The organism is Halomonas sp. SCS19, assembly GCF_040147015.1.
Classification (GTDB): domain Bacteria; phylum Pseudomonadota; class Gammaproteobacteria; order Pseudomonadales; family Halomonadaceae; genus Halomonas; species Halomonas litopenaei.
The window spans coordinates 2,607,827-2,621,401 of the sequence record NZ_JAMSHN010000001.1; the positions used below are offsets into that span (position 1 = coordinate 2,607,827).

14 protein-coding genes are annotated in these 13,575 nt (G+C 66.6%); all 14 read right to left on the bottom strand.

All coding sequences use genetic code 11. The features are described from left to right. Nucleotides 1–29: 29 nt before the first annotated feature. The 14 genes from NFH97_RS11450 to NFH97_RS11515 all read right to left on the bottom strand — a co-directional run bounded on the left by NFH97_RS11450 (nucleotide 30) and on the right by NFH97_RS11515 (nucleotide 13,291). Nucleotides 30–1,283, bottom strand: a complete 1,254-nt coding sequence (locus NFH97_RS11450; RefSeq protein ID WP_348814915.1) for an NAD(P)/FAD-dependent oxidoreductase — start codon at nucleotides 1,281–1,283, stop codon at nucleotides 30–32. Beyond that, nucleotides 1,267–3,621 carry an MMPL family transporter gene (locus NFH97_RS11455; protein WP_349624828.1) on the bottom strand — a complete coding sequence of 785 codons (2,355 nt, stop codon included), beginning with the start codon at nucleotides 3,619–3,621 and terminating at the stop codon, nucleotides 1,267–1,269. The genes NFH97_RS11450 and NFH97_RS11455 overlap by 17 nt, the downstream gene beginning before the upstream one ends. Beyond that, on the bottom strand, nucleotides 3,618–4,256 hold the full coding sequence (locus tag NFH97_RS11460; protein WP_222569638.1) for a LolA-related protein: 639 nt from the start codon (nucleotides 4,254–4,256) through the stop codon (nucleotides 3,618–3,620). Before NFH97_RS11460 ends, NFH97_RS11455 begins: the two co-directional genes overlap by 4 nt. Continuing rightward, on the bottom strand, nucleotides 4,253–4,693 hold the full coding sequence (locus NFH97_RS11465; protein WP_045993622.1) for an acyl-CoA thioesterase: 441 nt from the start codon (nucleotides 4,691–4,693) through the stop codon (nucleotides 4,253–4,255). The genes NFH97_RS11460 and NFH97_RS11465 overlap by 4 nt, the downstream gene beginning before the upstream one ends. Then, the gene (locus tag NFH97_RS11470) at nucleotides 4,683–6,236 is read right to left on the bottom strand and encodes an HAL/PAL/TAL family ammonia-lyase (RefSeq protein ID WP_349624829.1); all 1,554 of its coding nucleotides are present in this window, start codon (nucleotides 6,234–6,236) and stop codon (nucleotides 4,683–4,685) included. Before NFH97_RS11470 ends, NFH97_RS11465 begins: the two co-directional genes overlap by 11 nt. After that, the gene (locus NFH97_RS11475; protein ID WP_349624831.1) at nucleotides 6,220–7,158 is read right to left on the bottom strand and encodes a lysophospholipid acyltransferase family protein; all 939 of its coding nucleotides are present in this window, start codon (nucleotides 7,156–7,158) and stop codon (nucleotides 6,220–6,222) included. Before NFH97_RS11475 ends, NFH97_RS11470 begins: the two co-directional genes overlap by 17 nt. Then, the gene (locus NFH97_RS11480; RefSeq protein WP_349624832.1) at nucleotides 7,155–7,895 is read right to left on the bottom strand and encodes a glycosyltransferase family 2 protein; all 741 of its coding nucleotides are present in this window, start codon (nucleotides 7,893–7,895) and stop codon (nucleotides 7,155–7,157) included. Before NFH97_RS11480 ends, NFH97_RS11475 begins: the two co-directional genes overlap by 4 nt. After that, a complete protein-coding gene (locus tag NFH97_RS11485; RefSeq protein ID WP_222517073.1) occupies nucleotides 7,888–9,660 on the bottom strand; it encodes an ApeI family dehydratase in 1,773 nt (590 codons plus the stop codon). The genes NFH97_RS11480 and NFH97_RS11485 overlap by 8 nt, the downstream gene beginning before the upstream one ends. After that, nucleotides 9,657–10,199 (bottom strand): COG4648 family protein, encoded by a 543-nt coding sequence (locus NFH97_RS11490; RefSeq protein ID WP_261395575.1) that lies wholly within the window; start codon nucleotides 10,197–10,199, stop codon nucleotides 9,657–9,659. The genes NFH97_RS11485 and NFH97_RS11490 overlap by 4 nt, the downstream gene beginning before the upstream one ends. 8 nt (nucleotides 10,200–10,207) lie before the next feature. Next, the gene (locus NFH97_RS11495) at nucleotides 10,208–10,471 is read right to left on the bottom strand and encodes an acyl carrier protein (protein ID WP_213230422.1); all 264 of its coding nucleotides are present in this window, start codon (nucleotides 10,469–10,471) and stop codon (nucleotides 10,208–10,210) included. After that, nucleotides 10,461–10,730 carry a phosphopantetheine-binding protein gene (locus NFH97_RS11500; RefSeq protein ID WP_045993617.1) on the bottom strand — a complete coding sequence of 90 codons (270 nt, stop codon included), beginning with the start codon at nucleotides 10,728–10,730 and terminating at the stop codon, nucleotides 10,461–10,463. Before NFH97_RS11500 ends, NFH97_RS11495 begins: the two co-directional genes overlap by 11 nt. Beyond that, on the bottom strand, nucleotides 10,702–11,490 hold the full coding sequence (locus NFH97_RS11505; RefSeq protein WP_222517071.1) for a lysophospholipid acyltransferase family protein: 789 nt from the start codon (nucleotides 11,488–11,490) through the stop codon (nucleotides 10,702–10,704). Before NFH97_RS11505 ends, NFH97_RS11500 begins: the two co-directional genes overlap by 29 nt. Then, entirely contained in the window at nucleotides 11,487–12,155 is a 669-nt protein-coding gene (locus NFH97_RS11510; protein ID WP_349624833.1) for a beta-ketoacyl synthase chain length factor, read from the bottom strand. Before NFH97_RS11510 ends, NFH97_RS11505 begins: the two co-directional genes overlap by 4 nt. Before the next feature lie 488 nt (nucleotides 12,156–12,643). Continuing rightward, the gene (locus NFH97_RS11515; protein ID WP_124805126.1) at nucleotides 12,644–13,291 is read right to left on the bottom strand and encodes a YajG family lipoprotein; all 648 of its coding nucleotides are present in this window, start codon (nucleotides 13,289–13,291) and stop codon (nucleotides 12,644–12,646) included. Nucleotides 13,292–13,575 lie beyond the last annotated feature (284 nt).

Below are 13,575 nucleotides of genomic sequence, written 5' to 3' on the forward strand. Positions count from 1 at the left end.
CGGGTGGCGCGGGAGCGTAGAGCGCACCTTCACGGAGCGACGGCCTGGCTGTCCAGTTCGCAACGCTCGGCCAGGCTGGTGAGGCGTCGACGGCTGGCGGCGACAAAGGGGTTGTCGATGTCCCAGGCGTATCCCGCCAGCACCGAGGCGATCATCTGACGCACCCGGGGCTGTTGATCCGGATGGAAGATGACGCGTGGCAGGCGGCCGTCGTACCAGGCATCGACAAACTCGCGGAAGGTGGCGACACCACGGCGCAGCGGTGCTTCAAAGTCCTGCGCCCAGTCCACGGCGTCGCCGTCGAGCTGGTCTGCGACCAGTGGCGCCGCGCGCAGCGCCGAGTCCAGCGCGATGGTGACGCCGGAAGAGAACACCGGATCGAGAAACTCGCCGGCATTGCCGAGGATCGCGAAGCCCGGCCCGTGCAGGCGGGTGATATCGGCGGAGTAACCGTCGATGCGCTGGACCTCGCGGGTGGCCGTCGCGTCCTTGAGCAAGCGAGCGTAGCGGGGCTCCTGACCCAGCATCGCCCACAGCCGCTGGTCGTCGCTGTCGCCGGCGCTCTCGAGCAGCTCGGGACTGGCGACGACGCCGACGGAGGCCCGCCCGTCACGGAACGGGATCAGCCAGTACCACACGTCCGGGTGGGTCGGGTGGACGCCGATCAGAATCTTGTCGCGGTCATGCTCGGCGCGATCGATACGGTCTTCGACGTGGGTGAACAGCGCACAGCGAGTGGCCAGGCTGGAGGGGCGGTCAAGCGCCTCCAGGCGTGCCAGCACGCGGCCATAGCCGCTGGCATCGAGGACGAAGCGGGCTTCGATGTCGAAGCACTTCCCGTCATCGTCGACACAGCTCAGTCGCGGCCTGAACGGATCGGCGCGAAAGTCGCTGACGCTGACGCCGAAGTCGACGCGCGCGCCCGCCGCCCTGGCGCCCTCGATCAGGCGCTGGTCGAAGTCGTCACGGGGCACCTGCCAGGTGGTGCCGGGGCCATCGCTGAACTTGTCACGGAAATCGATGGCCGCGTAGTCGTCGCCCCGGCAAAAGGCGGCGCCATTTTTCGGCTGGTAGCCACCGGCCTTGGCCGCCTCGAGCAGGCCGCAGCGCTCCAGGTGCACCATGCACTGGGGCAGCAGGCTTTCGCCGATGACGAAGCGCGGAAAGTGGGTGCGCTCCAGCACCCTGACCGAATAGCCCTTGCGCGCAAGCCAGGCCGCGGCCGCCGCGCCCGAGGGGCCGGCACCGATGATGGCGACGTCGGTATCAGGTCGATCTTCCATGGGATGAACTCTCCAGTTCTTGGGTGTCGCTTCCTGCGACACCCCGGTGGGCGGCCACGCCAGCGCGTTCCGTCGCGCCTCGGGCCAGGGGGACCAGGCACCAGGTGGCAACCAGTCCGATCAGGCAGGTCTGACCAAGAAAGTGCAGTGCCGGCGTGGCGCTGAAAGCCAACAGGCCGAACGCCAGCAGGCTGGACGCGCAGGACAGGCTGATCGCTAGCCATGCGCCAGGGTCTTGCGGGTGCTCGGTGCTGAAGATACCGGCGTCGAGGCCGATGCCGAGCACCAGCAAAAGGCCCAGCAGGTGAAACAGGGTCAGGCCGGTGTGGCTCAGTGCGTAGAGACCCAGGGTGATGATCACTGCGCCCACCGGCGGCAGCAGCACCCGCCAGGCGTGGCGACGGTAGCGCAGGCCGAACACCACCACCAGCAGTGCCAGGGCGAGTGCCAGCCAGCGCACCAGCTCTTCGCTGAGCAAGGCGAGCTGCTGCGACAGCGCCGCGACCCGATCGCGGTAGATCACGTCCGGTGACTCGGCGAGCTGCGTCAGCGCCTTCGATGCGGTGGCGTCCACCTCACCGATGGTGATCAGGGCGGCGGGGCGTTCGAGGCCATCGAGCCAGAGCGCACGGTCGGCTTCGCCGGCGCGGCTCGACAGCCAGGTCTGCGGGGACAGGTAGGGCACCTCGTGCAGAGGATCTTCAAGGCGCGGGATCAGCGTCGAGGGCAAGCCGGCGGCCGTCAGCAGCTCCGGCAGGGCCGCGGCGTAGCGCTCGCGCACCCGTTCGAGGTTGTGCTCCTGGGTCTGCATCGACGGTACCGCCTGGGCCAGGTGGCGATGGGAGGACAGGTGGCCCTCCCGTTCGAGCCGGGACAGCGGCTCGTCAAGCTGTTCCAGGCGCTTCAGCAAGGCATCCGGGGTCTCGCCGCTGACGATCAGGTAGCGGAAGTTGGCCGGACGCTCGAGCAGCGTCTGCACCCGCTGCTGTTCGGCGATCAGCGCAGCCGGCGACGGATTGAGCTGGCGCAGGTCATGGCTGGTGGTACTCCCGGTCAGCGCCAGCACGGCAGCCACGGCCAGCACCAGCGCCAGGGCGGGATACACCCAACGCTGGCCGCGGCCGACACGCAATCGATCGAGCCACCTGGCGATGGTGGCGGTAGCCGGGTGGTGATAGAGCGGCAGCCGTGGCAGCCACAGACGCACGCTGAGCCAGGCGCCGATCAGGCCGAGTGCGGTGAAGGTGGCCATCTGGCGCAGCCCCGGCAAGGGAGTCGCCAGTTGCACCAGGTAGGCGCACAGGCTCGAGGCCAGGCCCAACGCCAGGCCCGGCCAGAACAAGCGCAGCGAGCGCCCCGGGTTGAGCTGGCGGGTGCATTGCAGGTGCAGCGCGTAGTCCACCGACAGACCGATCAGGCTGGCGCCGAAGGCCAGGGTGATCAGGTTGAGCGAGCCGAAGATCAGCCAGGTCAGCGCGCTGGCGAAGACCAGACCGGTGGCCACCGGCAACAGCAGCGTGGCGATCACCAGCGGGCGGCGGAACACCAGCGCCAGCAACGCCAGAATGCCGAACAGCGAACCCAGACCGATGGTGGCGATCTCGTGACTCGCCTGCCTGGCACCGGCGGCGGCATGGAACACCAGCCCGGCGCGCAGCAGGGTCAGCTCGGGATGCGCCTGGCCGAAGCGCTCCAGCACCGCACTCAGCTCTTGCTGCAGTGCCATGTCGTAGGGGCTGGCCGCCAGGGTTGCGCCGATCAGGCTCCACTCGGTCTTGTCGGTGACCACCCCGGGGCCGCCGGGGTGCCAGCTGACCGGGCCCTGGAAGCGCGCCTCGAGCCAGCCGTCGAGCAGGCCGAAGGGGTCGCGCTCGAGATCGGCGTCGACGCCTGGGGCGAACAGCCGTGACAGGCCGCGCTGGCGCCAGGCCTCGGCGTCTTGGCGGGCCAGCGAATCGGTCAGCAGGCGATAGCGATAGGGGGTCAGGGTCTGATCCGGGCGCGGCGGCGACTGGCTATCCAGGCTTGCGATGATGCCGCTGGCCGTCAGCGCCTGGCGAAGCTCGTTGACCGCCTCCACGGGGGCGGCGTGCGGCGTCGCGTCGCTCGCGACCAGCAACAAGAAGCGGCGCTCGAAGGTGGACGCAAGACTGTCATCGGCGCGGGCGATCAACTCGCCCTGCTGATGTTCGGGCAGCAGGGCGGTGATGCGGGTATCCAGTGGCGCACCGCGCAGCACTTGCACGGCCAGCAGCACGATACAGGCCAGCAGCACCAGTCCCCAGCCGCGACTCGCCAGCAGCGCGCCGCGGGCTGAATCAGTGCCCCCGAGACTCATGCGCCGGGGGCTCCGGTCAGGGCGTCACAGGGCAGCGGCGACAACTCGAGGCGCAGACGATCGCCGTCGGTGAAGCTGACCTGAAGGTGCTCGACCTGCTCGGCGCCGTCCAGTTCGATCCCTTGCAGACGCTCGGCGATGGCCCTGTCCAGGGGCGCAAGTTGTGCCTGCCAGTCATCGAGGTTGCCGCCAAGGCGCACGCTGAAATGCCCTTCAAGGCTCGCCCAGTTGCCGTCGAACAGTCCCGTCAGAACGGGTAGCAGGGCCTTGAGCCCCGGTGGCAGTTCGGGGTTGTCGGCGGACAGCACGACCCGATCCTCGATCGGGCTCAGGGTCTGCCACACCAGCCCAGAGGGCTCGCGACGAAAGTAGCCGGCGCTGGGCAGTTCGGTCTGCAGGTCCGCCATCCAGCGGTTCTGCTCGAAACTCACGCAGGCCGGCTGATGCTGCTCCAGTTGCCGGCTCAACTGCGGCAGACTCGGTACCGTGCCGGTGGAGGCAACAGCAGCCGTTGCCAGCATCGGCAGCACCAGCAGGGTGCCCGCCAGGGCGCCCCTCAAGGCTCGGCTTTTCCCGTGAGCCCAGTGAGGCCAGTGAGGCTGGTGTGAACGGTGGTGCGTGGAGCTGTGGTTCATGGTTGCGCCTCCTGCCAGGCGATCAGCCGCTCGATCAGCGCAGGTGGTGAGGCCAGGCGCATCTCGCCATCGTCCAGCCCCACCGCGACCTGGACCGACCAGGCGCGGGTCAGGCGCTTGCGGCTCTCGGCGCAGCGGATGGTGTAGTCGATCTTGAGGCGGTTTTCCCATTCGCTCAGGCGAGCCTCGATGGCCAGGCGCTGGGCGAAACGAGCGGGCGCGGCGTAGCGCAGGCGCAGATCGATGATCGGCCAGGCGAAGCCTGATGCGCGCATCTGCAGGTAGTTGTAGTCGATGGCGTCGAGCAGCCGGCAGCGGGCGATCTCGAGATAGCGCACGTAGTGGCCGTGCCAGGCCACCTCCATCATGTCGACGTCGTGAAAGGGCACCTCGAGCTCCACCTCGGCTCGGGGTAGCGGGCGATCGTCAGGCGTCATAGAGCCTCCAGTGACGGCGGCGTATCAGGCCACAGAGGTGGTTGAGGTCGCTGTCCATGGCGCGGTCCTCAGCCAGGGGGGCGACGTCGCGGCGCACGCTGTCGACGAAGGCCGCCAGGCGCTCGGGAACGGCGCCGGCGTCGTTCAGTCGGCTGCGCAGTTCGACGCCCTGCACCGCGGCGTGCAGGGTCGCGGCGGCGACCTGCTCGACCAGGGTCAGCACGCGCAGGGCATCGCGCGCGGCGATGGTGCCCATGCTGACCTTGTCCTGGTTGTGGCACTCGGTGGAGCGCGAGAACACGCTGGCCGGCATGGTCAGCTTGAGCGCCTCGGCGGTCCAGGCGGAGGCGCCGATCTGTACCGCCTTGTAGCCATGATTGAGCGCGAGGCGCTCGGCACTGGCGCCGCTCAGGTTGCTCGGCAGCCCATGGTTGTAGCGGCTGTCCACCAATAGTGCCAACTGCCGGTCGAGCAGGTCGGCCAGATTGGCGGCGGCCTGCTTCAGACTGTCCATGGCAAAAGCCACGTGGCCACCGTAGAAGTGGCCGCCGTGCATCACCTTGCCGGCCTCGGCATCGATCAAGGGGTTGTCATTGGCGCTGTTGAGCTCGTTGGTCAGGAACTGCCGCCACCAGGGCAGGGCGTCTTCGACGACGCCGATCACGTGGGGCGCGCAGCGGGTCGAGTAGCGATCCTGCAGCCTCGGTGAGTTGCGCGGGGTACGCGGTGCGTGCAGGTCCTGGCGCAGCCTGGCGGCCACCTGCTGCTGTCCCGGGTGCGGCTTGGCGGCGAACAGCTCGGCATCGAAGTGGTAGGGGTTGCCGTCCAGCGCCTGAACCGACAGCGCGGTGATGCGCGTCGACAGTTGTGCCAGGTAGGCGCAACGGGTGAAGGCCAGGCAGCCCAGCGCGGTCATCACCGCGGTGCCATTCATCAGCGCCAGGCCTTCCTTCGGCTTCAGTCGATAGGGGGCCAGGCCGCGCTCGGCCAGGGCCTCGGCGGCCGGACGGCGGGTACCATTGTCGATGACTTCGCGCTCACCACACAGCACCGCGGCCAGATAGGACAGCGGCGTCAGGTCACCGCTGGCGCCGACCGAGCCTTCCTCGGGAATCACCGGCAGCACGTCGTGTTCGAGCAGCCAGGCCAGCCGCTCGAGCAACTCGAAGCTGACCCCGGACACCCCCTGGCACAGCGATACCAGGCGCACCAGCACCACCGCCCGGGCTGCCTCGATGTCGAGGTCCTGACCCATGCCGCAGCCATGGAAGGTGTACAGCTGGCGGGGCAGGTCGTCGATGTCCTGGTGGGCCACCGGTCGGGTACAGGCGTCGCCGTAGCCGGTGGTGACGCCGTAGACCACGCCGTCTTCTTTAAGCAGGCGCGCGAGAAAGCGCTGGCCGCGCTCGATGCGCGTGCGAAACTCGGGAGCTGGCGACAGCGCGACGCACCGGCGGCGCTGGGCCACATCGAGTACGTCCTCCAGGCTCAGGGCGCCGCCATCGAGGATCAAGGGGGCGGTCGGCTCAGCGGGGTGGGTCATGGTCAGTCGTCTCGTCGGCGGTCCAGAAAGGAAAGAAGTTGAACCACTGCAACGGGTGGCGCTGGACGCGCCAGGCCAGGTCGGCGCAATGGCGTTGCATGGCCTCGGCGATCCAGGCGCTGCGGCCACGGCGCCCTAACCGCGAGGTGTCGTCGATCAGGTCGAAGTCGACCACGAAACCGTCGCCATCACGCACACAGGCAAGCCGGTAGAGCCGACAGCGCAGCAGGCTGGCGAGTAGGAAGGGGCCCTCGGGAAAGGGCGCCGGTGCACCGAGAAACTCGAGCGCACGGGTACGGCCCTGGCGCAAGGGAATGCGATCGGCGGCGATGACCACGAAGCCTCCGGCGCGGATGCGCGCGTCCAGGCGCTGGGCGCTGGACGGTGAAATCTCGCTGACCTCGAGAATCTCGGGGCGACGGCGGCCGGTGGCGCGCTCCAGCAGTTCGTTGAACTTGCGCGCGTTGCGGGTGTGCATGATCACCGTCAGGTCCAGCGAGGGGTGGCGTTCGCTGAGGGCGTTGACGATGTCCAGGTTGCCGTGGTGGGCGACCAGAATCAGGCCCCCCTGGCCGCCGTCCACGGCCTGGGCGAAGTGCTGTACACCGTCGCCGGACAGCCGCGAGGGGGGATACTCGCCGTTCCAGGCGGCCACCTTGTCCATCAGCGATCGACCAAAGCACAGAAAGTGACGAAAGCTACGCGCCCGCAGCCGCAGTGGCTGTCGTTCGAGCGCCGGATCGAGCCGTGTCAGGTAGTCCTGGGAGGCGCGCCGGGCGGTGCGGTGGGACAGGTAGTACCACAGGATCACCGGCCACAGCAGTAGCTGGAAGGGCCAGTCGCCGAAGCGTCTCAGCCAGACCATGAACAGCATCCCCGAGAGGGTACCGCGCTCGCCGATGGCGGCCCAGTGGCGGTTCATGGCTGCCTCCGATGGCGCCACAGCAGACCGGGCAGGCGGGGCCACATGGCCACGAACAGGCGGGCGTGCATGGCGCTGATCTGGGCGTTGTCGCGCCACAGGGCGAAGTGGCTGACTCCTTGCTCGGGGTAGTGCACCCGTACCGGCAGGTTGGTGAGTTCGCCCCCGGCCCAGTACCAGCGCACCAGCACCTCGGTGTCGAAGGTCATGCGATCACCACAGGGGTGCCGACGCAGCATGCCATTGACGGCAGCCAGGGGGTAGAGACGTACCCCACACATGGAGTCGCGAATCCGCCGCGACAGGGTGTTGATCCAGACCCACACATGGGTGGCGTAGCGGCCGTACAGCCGGGCTCTGGGCACGCTGTCATCATAGCGGGCGTAGCCGACCAGCAGACGATGGGGCGTCTGGTGCATGGCATCGATGAAGGCAGGCAGGTCGTCCGGGTGGTGCTGGCCATCGGCGTCGACCTGCAATGCGTGGCTGTAGCCCAGCCGCTCGGCCTCGAGCAGCCCACTGCGCACCGCCGCGCCCTTGCCACGATTGCGCTGGTGGGTCACCAGCGCGTGGCCGTCGCTGGCCAGACGCTCGAGCTCCCGGCGACAGGACGGTTCACTGCCGTCGTCCACCAGGATCACCGGCAGGCCCAGATCGACGAGCCGCCCGACCACTCCGGCCACACTGTCGGGGTGGTTGTAGACCGGTACCACGGCGCAGGGGCGGGGCTCAGTCATGGCGCGCCTCCAGCCGGACCCTGCCGCCGGCGTGGCGACCCTTCGGCGAGTCGAACGAGAAAGCGATGCCATCGGTACGACGCTTGAGCGTCAACGTCAGGCGCTGGCCGGGACGCAGGACCTTCTGGAACTTCAGCCGGTCGACGCCGCGAAAGGCGCAAAGCGCCGGATACCGCTCACGCGCGTGGTGGATGGCCCACTGCACCAGCACCACCCCGGGCACCAGCGCGAAGCCCTCGAAGTGGCCTTCCAGATAGCGCAGACGCTCGGGTACCTCGAGGGTGATGCGCTGCTCGTCATCGACGTCCACTGCGCCCAGCCAGCGCGGCAGACGATCGTCGTCGAGGTCATCGAAGAAGCGACGCAGGGTAGCGTGATCGTGCTTGCCCTGGGGATTGAGTGGAAGCGACTCGACGAAGCGCCAGTAGCGCGGAATCGCCGACGGCTCGTGCTCGCTGGCGAGGTGCTCGCGCAGGGTCGAGATCAGCCGTCTTCTGGCCTCGTGCTGCTGGGGTAGCGCATCGCCGGCCACGGCCAGCACCACGCCGAGCCTTCCGTCGCGCAAGTCGAGATCCACGCAGCGGGCGTCATCGACAACCTCGTGCTGACACAGACGTTGTTCCAGCGCCGTCAGCGAAACACGCTTGCCGCCGATCTTGGCCAGTCGGTCGCGGCGCCCCAGCAGGCGAAAGCCCTCGCCCTGGCGCTCGACCCGGTCGGCCTGGTCCCACCACTGCTCCGGCCGGGCCAGAAAGGGCGAGCGCAATCGCAGGGCGCTGTCATTCAGGTCCAGTTCGACCCCGGGGAACGGTGTCCAGAGATCACCGCTCGATTGCCGACGATGGGCGATGCCGCCGGTCTCGGTGCTGCCGTAGATCTCGATCACCGGGCTATCCAGCAGACGCTCGCAGCGCATGGCGTCGTCCCTGGACAGCGGTGCCCCGGAGCACAGTACCCGGGCAATGCGCTGGTGGTGCAGGGCCAGGTGCTGCGGCAGCCGCGACAGTTGCGCGGGGCTCGCGACCAGGCAAGCGTCCAGCCCGACTGCGGTTGCCTCGCTGACCCGTTGGGCCATCACCTCGGGGAAGCGGCTGTCGTCGCCACAGAAGGGCGCGCCGTGACACAGCGGTGCCAGAATACCGGCGAGCAGGCCGTAGATATGCTGGTGACTGACCTGACAGACCACGGCTGTCTGTGTCAGCGGCCACAGTGCGGCGTGACGCTCGAGCTCTTCGTCGAGTTGGCGAAAGCACTTGGGCTCGAGGCTTGGCTGGCCGGTGGAACCCGAGGTGCACAACACCACCGCCTCTTTTTCCGCCGCCTCGCTGTCAGCCGCCACCACCGTCGCACCGGCAGAGTTCCGATCGGTTTCCCGCTGTGTAGTGGCGAGGGAATCCGGGGCAGGAAGATCCTGGGTGTCTTCCGGCGATGGCTCGGCGGGGAGTCGGCCGACGACCAGCGGCATCAGTCGCGCCAGAGTGGCGGGACGATCATCGCCGGGAAGCAGCGCGCTTTGTCCGCTTTCCCAGAGTGCCAGCAAGGCTGCAGTAAAAGTGATCGGGTCTGGGTCGAGCAGCAGCCAGCGTCCGTGCGGGCGAGGGGCGAGCCAGGCGAGCCAGGCGTCGATTCGCCGGCCAAGATCCCGGGAATGGCACCAGCGGGAGGACAGGTGCCGAGCGTCCGGCCAGGCCTGTCGCCAGGGGCGATCTGCCAGACACAGATAGCCGTCACGGGTTGTCGGGGCGCCGATGGTGGGGCGTGTCATGAGGAGGAGCTCCGCAACCGGCGACGGCACAGCCATTCGCCGGTAAACATCAGGGCGATCAGGCCATAGCTGATAACGCCGTTGTACAGGGTCCAGACGTCCAGGTCCGCAAAGGCCGCCGTCCAGGCAGCGATACCGCCATTGATCAGGAAGAACAGGCACCAGGCCTGGGTGACGCGCCTGGTATAGCGCACCCCGGCGGGGGGCAGGTCGGGCTCCTTGAGACGCGCCAGGCGTTCGATCACCGGCATGCCTCGCCACAGGCTGGCGGCGAAAGACGCCAGCAGCACCGCATTGACGGCCACCGGGTAGCCGCGCATGCCAAGCTCGGCATCGACGGCAAGCCCCACCGCCAGCAGCGCCAGGGCGGCAAGGATCGCCAGACCGCGTGTCTGGGGCAGGCGCCAGGCGATCAGCCCGCAGCCAATCAGCAGCAGTGGCCAGGGCCCCAGGGTGCCCTGCAGCCACCACACCGGCAGCGGCCAGCTCAACGACAACGCGGTGGCAAGCACCACGACGGTAGTGGACAGCGTGCGCAAGACCGGGCTCAGTCGCGCATCAGCTGATCGACGGCGTTGACCACATCATCGATGCTGCGCACCGACTTGAAGGCCTCGGGATCGATGCGCCGACCGGTGAACTGCTTGAGTTCGACCACCAGATCGACGGCGTCGATGCTGTCGATGTCGAGGTCTTCGTAAAGACGGGCCTCCGGGGTTACCTCGGCAGGAGAGACTTCGAACAGCTCGACCAGGGTACGTTGCACGTGGGTGAGAATCTGCTCACGGCTGATGGCGGCTTCAGTTGACACGGCGTTCCTCCACCAGTGCTTGCAGCGCCGCCAGGCTGGCGAAGTGGCGGCGAGTATCCTCGGCCTCGGCGTCAAGGGTGACGCCGTAGCGCTTCTGCAGCGCCAGCCCCAGTTCGAGGGCATCGATGGAGTCGAGCCCGAGGCCCTCGCCGAACAGCGGCGCATGGTCGTCGATGTCCTCGGGGGTGACATCCTCGAGTTCGAGGGTGTCGATGATCATGTGCTTCAAATCAAGCGACAGCGGTACGCTTTGGTTCATGGTGGAGGCGCTCCAGTTCCCTGTTGAAGTAGTGGCTCAGTTCCCGCGTCAGTTGTCGGGCTTGCTGGCTGGTCGGTTGGTTTGACGCCGGCTCTGGCGGCAGGTCGTCGAGTATATGCAGGTCCATCTGAACCTTGCGCCGGGGGATGTGATACCAGGGCTCACCCTTGGTCAGGGTGGTGGGCGAGCATTTGATCAGCACCGGGGTGATGGCGCTGCCGGTGCGCAGGGCGATGTTCGCTCCACCACGGCGGAACTTTATCGGGCGACCGGGCGTGGTGCGCGTGCCCTCGGGAAACAGGATCAACGAATTGCCCCGGGCAAGGCTGTCCCGCGCGGCCTCGAGCAGTGCCTGGGGATCGCGGTTGGTGATATAGCCGGCGACACCGATCGGCCCGCGGGTGAAGGGGTTGGTGGCGAGTCGGCCCTTGACGATGCAGTCGGCGTTGGGGGTATAGGCCAGCAGGAACACCACATCGATCAACGACGGATGGTTGGCCAGAATCAGACGGCCGCCACGGGCGAGTCGCCCACGACCTTCCAGGCGATAGTCGAGTACCCCGAGGCCCTTCATCAGCGCAATGAAGGCGCGAAAGACCCGCTGGATCAGACGCCTGGCCAGGCGTTGGCGACGCATCGGGTCGCGCATCCCCAGGTGCAGCAGCGGTGCCACCACCAGGCCGATGATCAAGCCGCCAATGCCGAAGGCAGTGAAGGACAGGAAGGTGCCGATGCCGCGCCGCCACTGGTCCAGCGTCATGCTTCCTCCAGGCGCCAGCCCGGGGCGGCGGCGAGACGTGGACTGCAGCCACCAAGCCAGTCGATGACGTCGAGCGGCGTCGGAGCCGCCCCTGGCGTGGCGTCCTCGGTTACCAGCGCCCAGCCCTGGGTCAGTGACAGTCGCAGGCCCACCGCGCAGGCGTGCCCCGGGTGCGGCGTGCAGTCGATATAGTCGCCGGGAAGCGTCCCTTCGCTGAACACAATGACCACCGCTTCATGGCCCTCGGCCAGGTAGCCACGGGCTTCCCACAGCAAGGCGTTGAACTCGTTGCCGCTGGCGCCGAGCGCCTGTAGCGGGCGGTAGTGATGGTTGGCGATGGCGTGGACGCCCAGGGTGGCGTTGTGCACCGACATCGAAAAGCGGGTAGGCGAGAGCGGTTCCTGATTCGCCAGAGCCTTCAGCATCGACAGAGTAAAGTTGGCGTCGCCGTGGCGGGATGCGTGGATCAAGGGACAACGCGCCTCGGGATCGAGCCCTGCAAGAATATCGCAGGTGGCCCGACCGGCATTGTCCAGTCGGCGCCGGAGCATGGCCGGTAGCGAGACTCCCGGCTTGTCTGAGGGCAGTAGTCGGGCATCCTTCGTCGCGTTTTCTTCGCGGAGAGGATCCCAACCAAGCCATTCACTTAGGCGTAGTTGTTCCATGCTTAAAATCCGCCTGAGCGAAAAGGTAAATTTTACCGCTAAATCTGCACCTATCCAAGCACGTTAATTATCAGTATTACGTCGAAAAAGGGGTGTTTGGTCGCGTTTTTTTCTGATTGGTGCAGATGTCGATAGGCGCGCGGTGTAAGCAAGGTTGGGCTCGATAAGGCCTTTCAAGGAAAGTTGCTCCGGAAAGTACCGAGATCAGACACCAAAGCCACATCAAACAGGGCTTTAAGATGCGACATATGTGGGACGACATGGTGGCGTGTTTCATTGCTGTCCAGATCACAGCGGTCGCATGTGGTGTAGGAGGCCTCGGTGGTAGTCCGTCGGCGCTATTCGGGGTGCGAGCTGCTGCAAAGGCACAACCTGACTTTCTTGTCGAACCAGAATGGGCCACCGAGGCGGCCCGTTTTTGTCCGTGTACGTCAATGCCGAGCGAGTGGCCGGGCATCGGCGCAGCGAGGCTGACAGCTCGTGCCTGATCAGGGCGTCGCCTTCTGGGCGATGGCCTGGCGATAGCTTTCAAGCGTCAGCTGATTGCTGGTCGCCCAATCGCTGTCGACCACCATCTGCATGCGATCCTTCAAGTGGGCGTGGATCGGTTCCAGCTGTCGTGCGTCGGAAAAGGTGAACTCGGTCTCGATATCGGTGTTCAGGGCGATAGCCCAGAAGCCCGGCTTGACCCAGGTCCAGAAGCGGGTCACACCGATATCCACGGTGGTCACGTCGTCGCTGGCGTCGGCGCTGTTGACTACATTCCAGCCTGCGTCCTCGAAGCCTTCGCTGGCGTAGACGCGCACCAGCTCCGTGATGGTCTTGTCTTCCGGCAGCAGCACGTCGCCGAGCGCCTTGCCGTAGCCATTGCGCTTGCGTCCGATGGCCCGGGACTTGAGCTCGTCCGTCGCCGCCTCGGCGCCCTCGAAGCCCAGTGATGGAATGTCGGCGGAGCGGGGGGCCTCCTCGAAGTGCCGCTGATCAGTGACGTTGCGTATGTACAGGCTGGGGCCTGTGTGTGCCTGGCTGACTGTCCCGGTATTGGGTGTCTGTACGTCCACGGTGCTACGACTGGTGGCGCATCCCTGCAGAAGGGCGGCCGCCACAATGATGGCGGCCAGCATGATCCTTTTCATATGTCGTTCCCTGATGTCTTGATGATGAGCAATATCGTTGTCGGCAGCAGAGCGATCAGTGCCGAAGCGGAAAAATATCAGTATTGGTTGAACAAGTGCAGCTAGCACGCGCCGAGGTTGTGTCGTAAGACAATGTAATGCAGGTGTTGGAATGTAAATGTCTAACTTTTGTTAACTTTGTGTATAGGGTTTAATTTACTGATATAGAAGAAATATTCTGATGTTTTGCACGTAAGGTGCCGAGATGGAGGTTTGAGAGTTGCAGATCTCTTGCCTATAAGGGA